Source organism: Plantactinospora sp. B5E13, from assembly GCF_039871775.1.
GTDB lineage: Bacteria > Actinomycetota > Actinomycetes > Mycobacteriales > Micromonosporaceae > Plantactinospora.
This window is the reverse complement of record NZ_JBDPLT010000001.1, coordinates 193017-208692: the sequence shown is the minus strand read 5'-3', so window position 1 is coordinate 208692 and position 15676 is coordinate 193017. Positions and strand designations below refer to the sequence as shown.

The 15676-nt window shown below is 73.1% G+C and carries 16 protein-coding genes; 6 read left to right on the top strand and 10 right to left on the bottom strand.

Annotated features, from left to right (window positions below; genetic code table 11):
- Window positions 1–302 precede the first annotated feature (302 nt).
- The gene (locus ABGB05_RS00920) at window positions 303–1670 is read left to right on the top strand and encodes a PHB depolymerase family esterase (protein ID WP_347651343.1); all 1368 of its coding nucleotides are present in this window, start codon (window positions 303–305) and stop codon (window positions 1668–1670) included.
- Window positions 1671–1691: 21 nt separating this feature from the next.
- Here ABGB05_RS00920 and ABGB05_RS00915 read toward each other — a convergent pair whose 3' ends face one another.
- Genes ABGB05_RS00915 through ABGB05_RS00870 form a run of 10 tightly spaced genes read right to left on the bottom strand, consistent with a single transcriptional unit; the run spans window position 1692 to window position 11039 of the window.
- A complete protein-coding gene (locus ABGB05_RS00915; RefSeq protein WP_347651142.1) occupies window positions 1692–2486 on the bottom strand; it encodes a MaoC/PaaZ C-terminal domain-containing protein in 795 nt (264 codons plus the stop codon).
- A complete protein-coding gene (locus tag ABGB05_RS00910; RefSeq protein WP_347651141.1) occupies window positions 2486–3661 on the bottom strand; it encodes a thiolase family protein in 1176 nt (391 codons plus the stop codon). The genes ABGB05_RS00915 and ABGB05_RS00910 overlap by 1 nt, the downstream gene beginning before the upstream one ends.
- Window positions 3658–4143, bottom strand: a complete 486-nt coding sequence (locus tag ABGB05_RS00905) for a maleylpyruvate isomerase N-terminal domain-containing protein (RefSeq protein ID WP_347651140.1) — start codon at window positions 4141–4143, stop codon at window positions 3658–3660. The genes ABGB05_RS00910 and ABGB05_RS00905 overlap by 4 nt, the downstream gene beginning before the upstream one ends.
- A complete protein-coding gene (locus ABGB05_RS00900) occupies window positions 4140–4961 on the bottom strand; it encodes a fumarylacetoacetate hydrolase family protein (protein ID WP_347651139.1) in 822 nt (273 codons plus the stop codon). Before ABGB05_RS00900 ends, ABGB05_RS00905 begins: the two co-directional genes overlap by 4 nt.
- Window position 4962: 1 nt before the next feature.
- Window positions 4963–5790 carry an SDR family oxidoreductase gene (locus ABGB05_RS00895; RefSeq protein ID WP_347651138.1) on the bottom strand — a complete coding sequence of 276 codons (828 nt, stop codon included), beginning with the start codon at window positions 5788–5790 and terminating at the stop codon, window positions 4963–4965.
- On the bottom strand, window positions 5787–7406 hold the full coding sequence (locus tag ABGB05_RS00890; protein WP_347651137.1) for a long-chain-fatty-acid--CoA ligase: 1620 nt from the start codon (window positions 7404–7406) through the stop codon (window positions 5787–5789). Before ABGB05_RS00890 ends, ABGB05_RS00895 begins: the two co-directional genes overlap by 4 nt.
- A 24-nt stretch (window positions 7407–7430) precedes the next feature.
- Window positions 7431–7841 carry a thioesterase family protein gene (locus ABGB05_RS00885; protein WP_347651136.1) on the bottom strand — a complete coding sequence of 137 codons (411 nt, stop codon included), beginning with the start codon at window positions 7839–7841 and terminating at the stop codon, window positions 7431–7433.
- Window positions 7842–7850: 9 nt separating this feature from the next.
- Window positions 7851–9068, bottom strand: coding sequence for an FAD-dependent oxidoreductase (locus ABGB05_RS00880; RefSeq protein ID WP_347651135.1), 1218 nt, complete (start codon window positions 9066–9068; stop codon window positions 7851–7853).
- Complete coding sequence (locus ABGB05_RS00875; protein WP_347651134.1) at window positions 9065–10087, bottom strand: cupin domain-containing protein; 1023 nt, start codon at window positions 10085–10087, stop codon at window positions 9065–9067. The genes ABGB05_RS00880 and ABGB05_RS00875 overlap by 4 nt, the downstream gene beginning before the upstream one ends.
- Window positions 10088–10130: 43 nt before the next feature.
- Window positions 10131–11039, bottom strand: coding sequence for a PaaX family transcriptional regulator C-terminal domain-containing protein (locus ABGB05_RS00870; protein WP_347651133.1), 909 nt, complete (start codon window positions 11037–11039; stop codon window positions 10131–10133).
- A gap of 173 nt (window positions 11040–11212) precedes the next feature.
- Between ABGB05_RS00870 and ABGB05_RS00865 the strand changes: the two genes are divergently transcribed.
- The 5 genes from ABGB05_RS00865 to ABGB05_RS00845 are packed head-to-tail and all read left to right on the top strand — an operon-like array spanning window position 11213 to window position 15672.
- The gene (locus ABGB05_RS00865) at window positions 11213–12403 is read left to right on the top strand and encodes an ABC transporter substrate-binding protein (RefSeq protein WP_347651132.1); all 1191 of its coding nucleotides are present in this window, start codon (window positions 11213–11215) and stop codon (window positions 12401–12403) included.
- Entirely contained in the window at window positions 12400–13173 is a 774-nt protein-coding gene (locus ABGB05_RS00860) for an ABC transporter ATP-binding protein (protein ID WP_347651131.1), read from the top strand. The genes ABGB05_RS00865 and ABGB05_RS00860 overlap by 4 nt, the downstream gene beginning before the upstream one ends.
- Complete coding sequence (locus tag ABGB05_RS00855) at window positions 13170–13823, top strand: ABC transporter ATP-binding protein (protein WP_347651130.1); 654 nt, start codon at window positions 13170–13172, stop codon at window positions 13821–13823. The genes ABGB05_RS00860 and ABGB05_RS00855 overlap by 4 nt, the downstream gene beginning before the upstream one ends.
- On the top strand, window positions 13820–14680 hold the full coding sequence (locus ABGB05_RS00850; protein WP_347651129.1) for a branched-chain amino acid ABC transporter permease: 861 nt from the start codon (window positions 13820–13822) through the stop codon (window positions 14678–14680). The genes ABGB05_RS00855 and ABGB05_RS00850 overlap by 4 nt, the downstream gene beginning before the upstream one ends.
- Window positions 14680–15672, top strand: coding sequence for a branched-chain amino acid ABC transporter permease (locus tag ABGB05_RS00845; protein WP_347651128.1), 993 nt, complete (start codon window positions 14680–14682; stop codon window positions 15670–15672). Before ABGB05_RS00850 ends, ABGB05_RS00845 begins: the two co-directional genes overlap by 1 nt.
- Window positions 15673–15676 lie beyond the last annotated feature (4 nt).

The window sequence follows — 15676 nt, the reverse complement described above, 5'->3', positions numbered from 1 at the left end:
GACGGCCCGGGCCCGGTCGGTTGGTCAGGTGGCTGCCCGCTCCCCCGGGTATGTATCGATGACAGTCACTATGGACGGTCGTCGGATGAAAGTCAACGATCCGCTTTGTTCCTGCTGGTGGCCGCTCCGCCCGGGTCGCTCCGGTCTGCTGGCCGGTCCGCGTCACCCCCGGGGTGGGTGGGGTGTCGGCGGTCGGTCCGGCTCGCCGTGTGCCCCGGAGTCGATCGGCGCCGGGCTGTCGATCCGGAGAAGCCATACACTTTATTGACGACCGTCGCTCAAGTTGCTAGCTTACGGCAATGATGACAATCAATATGTTGCGCGCGCGTCGGGGACGCGCCGCGCTCATCGGACTGGCCGCCGCGGCGCTCGTGGCGGCAGGCGGGGTGGTGGCGTTGCCGACCCCGGCCGCCGCGGCGTCGCTGGTCGAGGTGACCGGGTTCGGCGACAACCCCGGTGGCATGCGCATGCACGTCTACGTGCCGGACAACCGGCCGGCCAACCCGGCGATCGTGGTCGCCATGCACGGCTGCGGCGGCTCGGGCCCGGGCTTCTACTCGGGCAGCGAGTTCGCCTCGCTCGCCGACCGGTACGGGTACGTGGTCATCTATCCCAGCGCGACCCAGCAGGCCGGCTTCGGCAACTGCTTCGACACCTGGTCGGCGGCGGCCAAGCGGCGGGGCGGCGGCAGTGACCCGGTGTCGATCGCCTCGATGGTGGCCTACGTGCAACGGCAGTACGGCGGCGACGGCAACCGGGTCTACGCCACCGGCAGTTCGTCCGGCGGCATGATGACCCAGCACATGCTGGCCGTCTATCCGGACCTGTTCCGGGCCGGTGCCTCGTTCATGGGGGTGCCGTTCAACTGCTTCGCCAACGCGGCCGACTACCCGCCCGGCGCCAGCCAGTGCACCAACGGGCGGATGGACCGGACCCCGCAGCAGTGGGGCGACGCGGTACGCCAGGCGTACCCGGGCTACACCGGCCGCCGGCCGCCGATCCAGCTCTGGCACGGCACCAACGACACGCTGGTGCCCTACCAGCTGCTGCAGGAGTCGGTCGACCAGTGGACCAACGTGCACGGGTTGAGCCTCAACCCGACCTCGACCGACACGCCCCAGTCGGGCTGGAACCGCCGACGCTGGACCAGCGGCGGCAGCACCCTCGTCGAGGCGATCGCGGTCAACGGTGCCGGTCACAGCCTGCCCTCGAGCGGCATGGCCCTGGCGGCGATCCAGTTCTTCGGGCTGACCACCCCGCCGACCACGCCACCGACAACTCCACCGACCACCCCACCGACCACCCCGCCCACGACCACCCCGCCGACCACCCCACCGACGACTCCGCCGGGCACCGGCACCTGCCGGGTCAACTACACGGCCAACAGCTGGGGCAACGGTTTCACCGCCAGCGTCACGGTGACCAACACCGGTACCAGCGCGGTGAACGGCTGGACCGTGCAGTGGTCCTGGTCGGGCAACCAGCAGGTGACCAACGCATGGAACGCGCAGGTCAGCCAGTCCGGCCCCCAGGTCTCCGCGCGCAACGTCTCGTACAACCCGTCCATCGCGCCGGGCGCCAGCGTCAACTTCGGCTTCCAGGGCACCTACAGCGGCAGCAACCAGACGCCGACCCAGTTCACCCTGAACGGCACGGGATGCTCCCCGTGATGGCGTCCTGACAAACGACGATCAACGAACATGTCGCAGTTCGGCCAGGCCGGCGCCCAGCACCGGGGCGCCGGCCCCGTCCTGACTCTCGAACCGGTACCCACCCTCGTGCTTCCAGACCCGGGTGGTCAGCGTGTCGCCCGGGGCGATCGGACGGGTGAAACGACAACTCAGCCGCGTCACCTGCGAATCGGCGCGCAACACCGTCTGCCCGGCGAGGGCGAGCAGGGCCAGGCCGTGCACGATCACCCCGGGCAGCCCGGCCGCCCGGGCGACCGCGTCGTCCAGGTGGATCGGGTTGTGGTCACCGGAGGCGGCGGCGTACCGGCGGGGAAGGTCCGCCGGAAGCGGGACGATGCTGACCCGGACCGGCTCGCCGGCCGGCGGGTCGACCGGCAGGGCGGGGGAGGACACACCGAGCCGCAGATCCGTCGGGACCCCCCGGTAGAACTCGGTGACGTACTGCTCGTTGAGCAGGTCGCCGTCGACGGTCCGGGTCTGTACGCCGATCGTCGCCACCGTGCCGCTGCGCTTGCCGTGCAGGCCGACCACGGCGGCGCGTACCGTCACCCGGCCGTCGACCGGCAGCGGGTGGTGGAAGAACATGTCCTGCTGGCCGTGCACCACCCGGGTCCGCAGGTCGGCCGGTGCGGCGGTGCCGGCCACCGCGAAGACGAGGTCCATCGCCGGTACGACGGCGTACACCGGGGAGGGCCCGCCGACCGCCTCGGCATAGTCGGCGACCCCGGCGGGCGTCACGTCGAACAGGTGGTCGTCGCTCCAGCGCCCGACCACCGAGGTGTCGAAGGGCGCCATCAGTCGGTCACCTCCACCACGACCGCACCGGCGGTGTCGCCGGCCGCACAGCCGGTGAACAGCCCTCGGCCACCGCCCCGGGCGTGCAGGGCGGCGACGAGTTCGGCCAGCGCCCGCATCCCGGTGGGCCCCTGCGGGTGGCCGTAGACGAGGCTACAGCCGTACGGGTTCATCCGGTCGAGCGGAAAGCCGGTCTGGCGGGAGAAGTACAGGTCGTTGACGGCGAACGGATTGTGGGTCGTCACCACGTCGACCGCGTCGATGTCGAGGTCGGCTGCGGCGAGGGCGGCCCGGGCCGCCGGTACCGGCGCCTTCGGCATCCGGGCCCGCCCGGCCCGGGCGAACCCGACCGCGCGCAGCCGGGCGACCCCGGCGCCGCCGCTCAACTCGCGGGCCCGGGCGACGGTGGTGACCACCAGGCCGGCGGTGCCGTCGCCCGGATGGGTCTGCGACCCGTACGTCACCACGCCGTCCGGCCGTACCGGGGACAGTTTGGCCAGGCCCTCGGCCGTGGTGTCGTGCACGCCCTGGTCGTCGGTGACCACGGTGTCGCCGCGTCGACCCGGCACGTGGACCTCGACCAGGTGACCGGGCCGCCGCGCCGCCGCCCGGTACTGCTCGTGGCGCAGCAGGGTGACGGCGTCGATCTCGGCGCGCGGATAGCCCTCCTCGGCCGCGACGTTCTCCGCGGTGTCCAGCATGGACTGACCGGTGTTCGGGTCGTGTCGCATCGGGTCGAGCACCCAGTGCTCGGTGACCGGCGCCGCGCCGGGGGTGCCCTGCGCCGACCAGACCATCAGCGGGCCGTTGCTGGTCCGGTCGGTGGTCAGCGCGAGCACCGTCCGGTGCGCGCCGAGTTCGACCTGTACGGCGGCGGCCTGCAGCACCGCGACCGAGGTGGCGCACGCCTGGGCGATCGTGGGGCCGGTGACCCCGTCGAGCCCGAGCCGGGGGGTGACGGTGGTGACGCCGTAGAAGGAGGTCGGCTGCGGCACGGTGGTGCCGAGCACCACCTGCGTCACCTCCGTGACGTCGAAACCGCGCGTCTCGAGGGCCCGGCCGGTGACGTCGACCAGCAGGTCGACGCTGGACATCCCGGCCAGTGCTCCCTGCCAGCGGCAGAACGGCGACGACCAGGCGAAACCGATCGGCACCGCCACGTCGGAGAGTCTCATCGCGTCTCCTTGACCAGGTCGGCGAGCTGCTGGGCGTGGCCCTGCTTGTGCCCGAGGACGTAGCGGTCCAGGAACGCGGTCAGCGGCTCCGGGCCGTACCGCCGGTTGTTGGTCCGCACGGCCAGGTGGTCGTCCTCCAGCGCGTCGAGCGCGGCGGCGAGGTTCGCGAAGGCCGCGGTGACCTCGGCGCGCAGCTCGTCCAGCGAACGGCTCCCGGCGGCGGCGACCGCGGCGAGCCGCTCCGGATGCTCGTGGGTGCGCCCGACCGCGACGGCCGGGTCGGCGAGGAGCCGGCGCAGTTCGGTGGCGAAGAACCGGGAGAACTCGGCGACGTGCGCGAGGACCGTCGCGGCACTCCAGGCCTCCACCCCCTCGGGCTTCTGCTCCGGTACGTGCAGTCGGCGCGGGTCGATCAGATCCACGATCGAGAGCAGGTGGTCGTCGAGTTCACCGTTGCGGCGACGGACCTCGTCGGCGTTCATCCGACCTCCTTGACGCACTCGTTCACACACTCGCCCAGCCCTTCGATGCTGGTGCGGAGCACCTGCCCCGGGCGGAGGAAGACCTTCGGGTCGCGGGCGTTGCCGACCCCGCCGGGGGTGCCGGTGGCGACCAGGTCGCCGGGGCGCAGGGTGGTGAACCGGCTGATGTAGGCGAGCGTCTCGGCCGGCCCGAAGAGCAGGTCACCGGTACGGGCCCGCTGCATCACCTCGCCGTCCACCGCGCAGCGCACCTCCAGGTCGGGCTCGGCGCCGACCTCGTCGACGGTGGTCAGCCACGGCCCGACCGGGGTGCTCGCCTCGAACGCCTTGCCGGGCAGCCACTGTGTGCTGTGCGTCTGCCAGTCCCGCATCGACACGTCGTTGAGCACCGTGTAGCCGGCGATCGCGGCGGCCGCCTCGGCGGCGGTCCCCCGGCGCAGCGGCCGTCCGACCACCACGGCCAGCTCGACCTCCCAGTCGACCCGGTCGCTCACCGCCGGCAGGACGAGCGGGTCGCGGGCGCCGAGCAGCCCGGCCGGGAACTTCGCGAAGAGGGTCGGCGTGGTCGGCATCTCCCGGCCCATCTCGACGATGTGGGCGCGGTAGTTCAGTCCGACGCAGAAGATCTGCGACGGGCGGGGCACGACCGGGGCGAGGTCGAGTTCGGCGACGGGCAGCCGGGGTCCGCCGGTCGGGGCGGACCGGTCCGGGTCGGCGAGCAGCGCGCCGACGTCGGGTGCGGAGAGCAGGACGGCGTGCTCGCCGACCAGGCGGGCGGCCCGGGTGCCGCCGTCGGTCCGGATGGTGGCCAGGCGCATCTCAGCTCATTCCCTCGGCCTGCCCACCGGCGACGGTGAGCACCTGTCCGTGGACGAAGTTCGACCACGGTGTGCAGAGCAGGAAGACGCCGCCGGCGGCCTCGGCCGGGGTGGCCGGCCGGCCGAGCGGGATGCCGGCGGCGGCCCGCTCGCGTACCGCACCGGGGATGCCCAGCGGTATCCGGCGGTCGCCGTACGCGAAAGCGCCGCCCTCGTCGGCGTCCGCGGTGAGCCGGGTCTGCACGAACCCGAACGCCACCGCGTTGACGTTGATCTTCAGCGGTCCCCACTCCTTGGCGAGCGTCTTCGTGAGCCCGACCAGCGCGGACTTGGCGGCGGCGTAGTTGGCCTGGCCGACGTTGCCCATGGTGCCGGCGATCGAGGTCACGTTGACCACCTTGCGGAACACCTCCCGCCCCTGCGCGGCGTCCCGCTTGGCCGCCTCGCGCAGCACCGGGGCGGCCGCGCGCAACAGCCGGAACGGGGCGACCAGGTGGATGTCGAGCATCGCGGTCAGCTGCTCGTCGCTCATCTTGTGGAAGATGCCGTCCCAGGTGTAGCCGGCGTTGTTGACCACGATGTCGAGCTGCCCGTACCCGTCGACCGCCCGGGCGACCACCTCGGCCGGCGCCGCCGGGTCGGTCAGGTCGGCGGTGACCGCCGTGCCCTGGCCGCCGAGCAGCTCCACGGTCTCCCGGGCCGCGTCGCCGTCCAGGTCGGCGCAGACCACCCGGGCGCCGTGTACGGCCAGCAGCTCGGCCGTGGCCCGCCCGATGCCCCGGCCGGCGCCGGTGACCACGGCCACCCGCCCGTCCAACACTCCACTCACGACTGCCCCTTCCGGCCTGCCGGCCCGGTTCGGTCGGCGAGGATGTCCCGCCACAACGCACGTGCCGTCTTCTTGTCGAACTTCCCGGTGGCCGTCGTGGGCAGCGTCTCGACGAACCGGATGACGTCGGGCAACCACCAGCTCGCCACCCGGGGGCGCAGGTGCGCCAGCAGCGTCCCGGCGGAGACCGGCTCGGCGGCCACGACCAGCGCCGCCGGACGTTCACCCCAGATCGGGTGGGGCACCGCGATGACCATCGCCTGCGCCACGGCGGGGTGGTCCATCAGGTGGTTCTCCAACTCGATCGAGCTGATCCACTCGCCGCCCGACTTGATCAGGTCCTTGGTCCGGTCGACCAGGTGCAGGTAGCCGTCGGGGTCGACGGTGCCGACGTCACCGGTACGCAGCCAGCCGTCCCGGAACCGGGTGCTGTTCGTGTTGTCGTCGGGCCGGTGGTAGGAGGCGGTGACCCAGGGGCCGCGTACCTCGATCTCGCCGGCGGACACGCCGTCGTGCGGCAGGACGCGGCCGTCCGGGTCGACCACCCGCAACTCCACCCCGGCGGTGGGTACGCCCTGGGTGGCGTGCCGGGCCAGCCGCTCCGCCTCCGGCCGGTCCTCCAGGTGGCGGCGGACCATGGTCAGGTTGCCGGACGGCGACATCTCGGTCATGCCCCAGCCCTGCCGCATCGTCACCCCGCGTGCGTGGTACCGGTGGATCAGCTCCAGCGGGATCGCCGCGCCCCCGCACAGGATCCGGTCCAGGCTGGCCAGGTCGTCGGCGGTCGGCCCGAGCTGGTCGACGGCGAGCCAGAACGTCGGCACCCCGGCCGCCACGGTCACCCGCTCCTCCCGGATCCGTCGGACGACGGTGGCCGGGCTGGTGTCCGCGCCGGCCAGGACCAGGCCGGCGCCGGCCAGCGCGGCCGCGTACGGCATGCCCCAGGACAACGCGTGGAACAGCGGGGTGAGCGGCAGCAGGACGTCCCGTTCCCGGATCCCGAACGAGTCGACGAACAGCCCGCTCATCGCGTGCAGGGTCAGCGAGCGGTGCGAGTAGACCACCCCCTTGGGGTGGCCGGTGGTGCCGCCGGTGTAGCAGAGGCAGGCCGGCGTCCACTCGTCCACCTCGGCCGGCTCGTCGGTCGACGCGCCCGCCAGGAGCTGCTCGTAGTCGACCGCGTCGGCGAAGTCGGGATGCGGGTCGGTGCCGTCCGGCAGCACCACGTAGCAGCGGACGCCGGACAGCATGGGCCGGATCGGCGCGAGCTGCGCGGTCAGTGCCGCGGCCACGAAGATCACCCGGTCCTCCGCGTGCGCGACCACGGCCGCCACCTGGTCGGGGTGCAGCCGGATGTTCACCGGCTGCAGCACGGCACCGGCCAGCGGCACGCCGTAACAGAGCTCCAGGTGCGGCAGGCAGTTGCCGGCGAAGGTGCCGACCCGGTCACCCGGGCGGACACCCAGGGCCGGCAGGGCGTTGGCGAGCCGCCGGGCCCGGACGGCCAGCTCCGGCCAGGTCCGGGTGTCGCGGCCGGCGGCGGTGAAGTCGACAAGCCGCGCGTACGGGCCCATGGCGTCGCCGCGACGCAGCACCATGGCCACGGACAGCGGCATCGATCCCATCGTGCTGCGCATCGGTCAGCCCTCCTGCGGCCCGGCCTGGGTCAGGAGCGTGCGGAGCCGGTCCGGCCACGGTGCCCCGCGTCCGGTCGCCGGGTCGAGCAGCACCACGGTCAGCGTGCCGCGCGCCAGCGGTGTGCCGTCCCGGGCGACGTGGAAGGCGTACCGCAGGGAGGTGCGTCCGACGTCCTCCACCGCGAGCGTGGTCTGCCCGACCTCGCCGAAGTGCAGGGAGCCGAGGTAGTCGACGGTGAGGTTGACCCGGACCATCCGCCGGAAGTCGGCGTCCGGGACGCCGAGCCGGTGGTGCAGCAGGGTCTCCGCGCTCTCCACGAAGCGCAGCACCGCGCCGTAGTGCCACCGGTCGGCCGGGTCGGTCTCCGACCACTCGAGGCGGCGGCTGGTGACGATCGACGCTGGCTCGGCCATCACGCTCTCTCAGTACTTGTGGATGGTGTTGCCGGGTGGCAGCCCCCGTGGCCCGTACGGCGTGGTGTCGAGCCAGTGCCCACGGCTCTCGTCGGTCGGCGCGTCCCGGGCCGCCTGCTCCAGCACCGCCCGCTCGGTCGGGCCGGGCCGCAGGTGGGTCAGCGCGGCACCGGCCGCGTCCCGGTTGAACAGCGCGGCCCGCCGCCGGGCGAGCACGAAGTCCTCCACGGCGGCCCGGGCCCGGGCCGGTACGACGGTGGAGAGCGCGACGTGCACGGCGGTCGCGGCCGCCTCCGCGTCGGCGACGCCGGAGTTCAGGCCCCGGGCCCCGAACGGTGCGAACAGGTGCGCCGCCTCTCCGACCAGCAGGGTGCGCCGGGCCGGTTCGGCGAAGTCGTCCGCCACGACCTGGAGGAAGCGGTAGGTGGAGGCCCAGCCGACCCGGTCCGCGTACGCCGGTGGCAGCACGGCCCGCAGCCAGTGGCGTAACCCGTCGCCGTGGCCCAGTTCCTCCGGATCGTCGTCGTCGTGCAGTTGCAGGTCGACCCGCCAGCCGCCGGCGAACGGCACCAGCAGCACGTTGCGGCCGCCGACGGCCGGGTGCGCGTAGTGGAAGACCCGTTCCACCGGCAGCGGTGTGGCCGGATCCTCCTCCACGTCGACCACGACGTACCAGCCGTCGGAGCGGCTGCCCTCCATCGGTACGCCGAGCGCGCGGCGGACCCCGGACCGGGCGCCGTCGGCGGCGATCACGTAGTCGGCGGTCCACCGGGCGCCGGCGCCGGTCCGCAGTGTGACGCCGTCCGGGCCGGAGTCGACCTGCGCGACCTCCGCGTTCCAGGCGAACTCCACGCCGGCGGCCTTGCACGCCTGCAGCAGGTAACGCTCGGTCTCCACCTGCGGCAGGCTGGTGAAGTGCGGCAGCGTACCGGCCGGTGGCGGCGGGTAGCTGCGGGCGAAGACCTGCCGGCCGGCGTAGAAGGTGCGCTTGGTCTGCCACACCAGCCCGTACGCGGCGAGTTCGGCGGCGAGCCCCGGCGCGGCGCGGTCGAGTATCTCCAGGGTGGCCCGGTGGACGAAGATGGCGCGGCTGCCGGGCCGCAGCCGGTCCTCGGCGCCGGCCTCCAGGACGGTGGCCGGTCGGCCGAGCGCACGCAGCGCGAGTGCGGCGGCCATCCCGACCGGGCCGGCCCCGACCACGACCACCGGTCGGTGCCCGCCGCTCACGCAACCTCCTCGCGGTAGAGGCCGAGTGCGGTGATCGCGGGTGCGTCGCTGTACGAGAAGAGGATGGCGTCCTCGCTCGCCGAGGAGTTGACGTGCTGGTACCGGGCCCAGCCGGGAACGGCGAAGACGTCCTTCTCGCCCCACTCCAGCAGCTGTCCGTCCACCATGGTGGTTCCGCTGCCACGTACCACGTGGTAGATGGTGCTCGGGGTCTGCCGGCGGGTGACGCCCCGGAAACCGGGGCGCAGCCGGGCGATCCGGCAGCCGATGGTGGGCATCACCGGCCCGCCGGTCCACGGGTTGGTGTATTCCAGCACCACGCCGTCGGCGTCGCTGCCGGTGGCGTCCTCGGCGATGGCGTCGAAGGCGCGGACGGTCTCCGCCCAGGGGTAGTTGCCGATCGGCGAGGTGGGGCCCGGGCGGGGATCCCAGGCGGGGGTCAGCCGTCCGTGGATGAACTGCCGCGAGGAGAGGTCGTCGGGCACCTCCGCCTTCTGTGTCCGTTCGCCGAACAGCTCGAAGAACCCGGCCTCCACTGCGTTGACCAGGGGGAAGTCCAGGCCGTCCAGCCACAGCATCGGGCCGTCGCCCTCGTGGGCGTGGTCGTGCCAGTGCCAGCCGGGGGTGAGCAGCAGGTCGCCGGGGTGCATGTGCACCCGCTCGCCGTTGACCGTGGTGTACGCGCCGCGCCCCTCGATGATGAACCGGAACGCGCCGGCGGTGTGCCGGTGTGCCTGCGCGGTCTCGCCGGGCAGGATCACCTGGATGCCCGCGTACAGCGTGGTCGTGGTCGCCGGTGGGTCGGGCAGGCCGGGGTTGACCAGCATCAGTACCCGACGTTCGGCCTCCTCCAGGGAGAGCACCTCGGCGAAGTGCAGCAGGTACGGCCGCAGCTCCGCATAGCGCCACAGGTACGGGACGGCCCGGCTGTGCGGTTCGGCGTTGAAGAGGTTGCCGAAGTATCGCCAGAGTGGGGCTGTGCCGAGCCGGGCGATGGCTTGGTAAGCCTCCTCGGTCATGCGCCGAGTCTGACTCCATCGATGCCTGGCGTCAAGACTAGTGTCACATGTCCCGGGTGGTGTGGCTGCGGACGAGCGCGGCCAGCGCGGGGTCGTACGCGGCGACCACCTGGACCACCCGCTGCTCGGCCAGGCCGGCGAGTCCGTCGTACAACTCGACGAAGAGTTGCCGGGCCCGCGCCCGGGGCCAGCGGGGCGGCAGCAGTTCGGTCGGCAGTTCCGGGTCGAGGCTCGGCAGGGTGCGCCACTCGTCCATCAGCGCGGTCCGGGAGACCAGCGCCTCCGCGGTGCCGATCCGCCCGCCACGCCACTGCCGCAGGACCGGGTCGAACCTCGACAACAGACGTTCGTAGCCGGCCCGCAGCGCGTCGAGGTCCCAGGCCCGGATCGGGTGGCCGGCCACCGGTCCGCCCTCGGCCAGTTCGGCGGTGAAGACCGTCGCCCGGTCGATGCCCAGCTCGGACAGGATCGCGGTCACCTCGGTCACCCGCTCCTGTGGGGAGACCCAGAGCCCGTCGTAGAGCGGCGCGAAGCCGTACCAGCCGAGGCGGGTGCGCAGCGCGTTGCGGCGGGAGCGGTCGTCCTCCGGCACGGAGAACGCGGCCACCGTCCACCGCCCGGTCCAGCCGGTCCGGTCCGCGCCGAACGACAGGATGTGGGCCCGGCCCTCGGTGAGCACCTCGGCCGCCCGGGGGCTCAGCGCGTAGGAGGTGCGCCGGCCGGTCTTGGACTGCTCCAGCAGGCCGCGGCGGGCCAGCCGGCTCAGCGCCGCGCGGGCGCCGACCTCGGTGATGTCGAACTCGCCGAGCAGCGCCACCAGCGCGGCCGAGGGCAGCGGTGCGCGCTGGCCGTACCAGTAGTCGCCGAGCAGGGTCAGCAGCAGGTGCTGCGGGCTTCCGCCGGTCTGCATCCGGGGCAGGTCGGCGGCGGGCGCGGCGGGCGGGACCGACATGCCGGTAACTATACAGTTGGCGTGTCGTGCGCCATCTCATCAGCTTCGCGCCTTGCGGCGACGTCGGTGACGCTACTGCACCGGTTAACAGAAGGCATGAATATTGACCGGCGTGCAATAGGTGTCTAGCGTCCTGGTAACACACCCGTCCCCCTCGTGGTGGGAGGCACCCCGTGCGACGTACCGCCGTACCCGTCGCCGCGCTCGCCGTGGTCCTCGCCACGGCCGCCTGCGCCGACGACTCACCCGCCGGGACCGGCGCGGGACCGATCAGGGTCGGCCAGATCGTGTCGCTGACCGGCAACTACGCCCCGCTCGGCACCGAGAACGAGAAGTCCGTCGCGCTCGCCGTCGAGCAGGTCAACACGGCCGGCGGGGTGCTCGGTCGGCAGATCGAACTCGTTGTCCGGGACGACAAGAGCCAGCCCGACCAGTCGGTGCTGGCCTTCAACGACCTCCGGGGCCGGGACGCGGTCGCGGTGATCGGCTCGCCGTTCTCCAACTCCGCGCTGGCGACCATCCCACTGGTCGAGCGGGAGAAGATTCCGTACATCTCGTTGACCCCGGCCGACGAGCAGGTCGACCCGGTCCGCCCGTACGTCTTCGTCGTGCCGGCCACCTCCGCCACGTACGCGGACCGGATCCTGCAGTACCTGAAGGCGGAGCGGATCAGCCGGGTCGCGGTCGCGTACGACGGCAAGAGCTCGTACGCCCGGGCCGGCTTCGACGGAACCAGGGAGAAGGCCGCCACGTACGGCATCACGCTGACCGCCACCCCGGAGTTCCAGACCACCACGACCGAGTTCTCCGCGGTCTTCAACCAGGTGCGGTCCTCAGGTGCGCAGGCCCTCGTGGTCTGGGCGACCGGCCCGCCCGGCGTCGCCCTGGCCAAGCAGTACGCCACCGCGGGCCTGGACCTGCCCGTCGTCTTCACCGGGGCGCAGGCCAGCAAGCTGTGGCTGGAGCCGGTCGGCGCCGCCGCCGAGGGGGCGCTGGTGGCCAGCTCGATCGGGGTGGTCGGTGCCGAGCTGCCCGATGGTGCCCAGAAGCGGGCGATCGACGAACTGGCCGGCCCGTTCCAGAGCAAACACGGCTACGCACCGCCGCAGTTCGCCCAGGACGGCTACACCGGGGTGAAGCTGCTGGTCGCCGCGATCGAAAAGGCCGGCAGCACCGATCGGGAGAAGGTCCGGGCCGCGCTGGAGGGGCTGACCCTGACCACCCCGAACGGCAGCTACGCCTACAGCGCCACCGACCACGCCGGCCTCAGGGCCGACTACATCTCGATCAACGTGGTGAAGGGCGGGGGGTTTTTACCCACCGAGTGGGCGCGGGAGCAGTTGGCCACGGTGGCGGGCCGGTGACCGAGCCGCTGCTGCGGGTGGCCGGCGTCGCCCGGTCCTTCGGCGGCGTCTACGCCGTACGCGACGTCCACCTCGACGTCGCCCCCGGGGAACTGCGCGGAGTGATCGGGCCGAACGGCGCCGGCAAGTCCACGTTGTTCGGCCTGATCGGTGGGCAGTTGGCGAGCCAGGCCGGCACGATCACGTACGCGGGGGAGCGGATCGACCGGCTGCCGCCGCACCGCCGGGCGACCCGGGGCATCGCGATCGTCTTCCAGGGGGCCCGGGTCTTCCGGGGCATGACCGCGCTGGAGAACGTGATGGTGGGTGGGCACGCCACCACCCGGGGCGGCTTCCTCGGCGCGGCGCTGCGGCTGCCCCGGCACCACCGGGAGGAACGGGAGATCCGGCAGCAGGCCCGGACGGCACTGGACCGGGTCGGGTTGGCCGACTGGGCGGACCGGCCGGCCGAGTCCCTGCCGCTGGGTCAGCAGCGGGCCCTCCAGGTGGCCCGGGCCCTGTGCGGCCGGCCCCGGCTGCTGCTGCTCGACGAGCCGGCGGCCGGCCTGCGGGCCGCCGAGCGGGAGGCGCTCGCGCAGCTCATCGAGGAGCTGAAGGCCGACGGCCTGACCATGATCAAGATTGAGCACGACGTGGCCTTCGTGACCCGGCTCGCCGACCGGGTCACGGTGCTGGACCTCGGCCGGGTGATCGCCGAAGGCACCCCGGCCGAGGTCCGCGCCGACCCGGCCGTGGTGGCCGCGTACCTCGGTGCGGAGGTGAGCAGGTGATCGAGGTCCGCGAGCTCACCGTCCGGCACGGGGCCGCGGTCGCGCTCGACCGGGTCGACCTCACCGTGGCGGCCGGCGAGATGGTCGCCCTGATCGGCCCGAACGGCGCCGGCAAGTCCACCCTGGCCGACACCCTGGCCGGGATCCTCCGCCCGGCCGCCGGCACCGTCGCGGTCCGGGGCCGACTCGGGTACGTGCCGGAGGGGCGCCAGATGTTTCCCGACCTGACCGTCGACGACAACCTCCGGCTCGGCGGCTGGGCGATCCGCAACCGGACCACCGCGCCGGTCTACGACATCCTGCCCCGCCTCGACCCGCTGCGCCGCCGCCGCGCCGGCTCACTCTCCGGCGGCGAACAGCAGATGGTCGCGGTAGGCCGGGCGCTGATGGCCCGCCCGGAGGTGCTCGTCGTCGACGAACTCTCCCTCGGCCTCGCCCCGCTGGTCGTCGCCGACCTGGCCCGGCACCTGCGCGAACTCAACACCGACGGCCTCGCCGTCCTGCTCGTCGAACAGAACGCCCGGCTCGCCCTCGACCTCTGCGGCCGTGGGTACGTGCTCGAAGCCGGCCGGGTCGTCGCCACCGGCACCGCCGCCGACCTCGCCGCCGACCCCCGGGTCGCCGACGCCTACCTGGGGGCGGCCCGGTGAGCGACCTCCTCCAGTACCTGATCACCGGACTCGGCGGCGGCTGCGCCTTCGCCCTGGTCGGCAGCGGCATGGTGGTCATCCACCGGGTCACCCGGGTGGTCAACTTCGCCCAGGGCAGTTTCGCGGTGCTCGCCGCCCTGACCACCTCGACCCTGCTCGCCGCCGGGCTGCCGCACGGGCTGTCCGAACTGCTCGCCGTGGCGGTCGGTGCCGGGGCCGGACTGCTGGTCGGCCTGGTCGCGATCGGGAAACCGGGTACCCCGCCCGGCGCCTCGCTCATCATCACGCTCGGACTCGCCGTCGCCGCGTACGCGGTCGAGGTGCTGATCTGGGGCGACCAGCCCCGCTCGTTCGCCGGTGTGCCCGGCGCCGTGGAGCTGGCCGGCGCCCGGTTCCAGGCCCACTACCTGCTGATCATCGGCGCGACGGTGGCCGTCTTCGTGACCCTGGCGATCCTGTTCGCCCGTACCGACGTCGGCCGAGCGCTGTCGGCCTGCGCGTCCAACCCGTACGCCGCGAAGGTGGTCGGGATCAACGTCACCCGGATGGGCCTGCTCTCCTTCGCCGTCGGCGGTGCGCTCGGCGGCCTCGCCGGGGTGCTGGTCACCCCGATCCAGCTGGTCACCTTCGACTACGACGTCACCCTCATCGTCGGCGGCTTCGCCGCCGCGATCCTCGGCGGACTGGTCCGGCCGGCACTCACCCTCGCCGGTGGACTGCTGCTCGGCGTCGCACAGGCACTCGTCGCCGGCTACGGCAACGCCGCGTACCAGTTGGAGGTCGCCCTCGTGCTGATGCTGGCCGCGATGATCTGGCAGGCCGCCCGCCAGCCGGCCGCCCAGCGGGAGGTGGCCTGATGACCCGGTGGGCACCGGTGGCGGCGGTGGCCGCGCTGACCCTCGCCCTGCCGCCGCTGCTCTCGGCCAGCCACCTGGCCATGTACATCCTGCTCGGCCTCGCCGCGATGGTCACCGTCGGACTGTCCCTGCTGATGGGGTACGCCGGGCAGGTCTCGCTCGGGCAGGCGTCGTTCTACGCCATCGGCGGTTACACCGCCGGCCTGCTCAGCGTGCACAGCCTGCCGCCGCTGCTCGGGCTGCTCGCCGCGCCGCTGGTCTCCGCCGCGTTCGCCACAGTGGTCGGGGTGCCGCTGCTGCGACTGCGCGGCCACCACCTGGCCTTCGCCACCCTCGCCATGCAGCTGATCCTGCTGTCGCTGCTCAGCCAGGCGGAGTGGGCCGGCGGCGCGATCGGCCTGCAGGGCATTCCCCGGCTGTCGGTCGGCGGCTACGAGTTCGCCGACGATCTCTCGTACGCGTACCTGGTCTGGGCGGCGGTCGCGCTCACCCTGCTGGTGGCCCGCAACGTCGTCGCCTCCCGACCCGGCCGGGCGCTGCGCGCCCTGGCGACCAGCGAGACCGCGTCGGCCGCCAGCGGCGTCCCGGTCGGCCGCTACCGGCTCACCGTCTTCGCGCTGGCCGCCGCCTGCGCCGGCCTCGCCGGCGGCATCTACGCCTTCTATCTCGGCTATCTCGCGCCGGGCTCGTTTCCGGTCCTGCTCTCCATCGAGTACGTCGTGATGGCCGTCGTCGGCGGTCTCGGCACCCTGTGGGGGGCCCTGGTCGGGGCGACCGCCATCGTCCTGCTCGTCCAGCTGCTCAACACCCTGGGCACCCAGCCCGGCATGCCCAGCTACGCGCCCAGCGTGCTGTCGTACGCGGTGTACGGGCTGCTGCTCGTCCTGGTGGTGCTCTTCCTGCCGCACGGCATCGTCCCCGCCGCCCGGGACCGCCTGACCCGGTTCCGGTTCCGTACCCGGCCGACGGAGCCGGTCGCCCCGGAGCCGTGAGCAT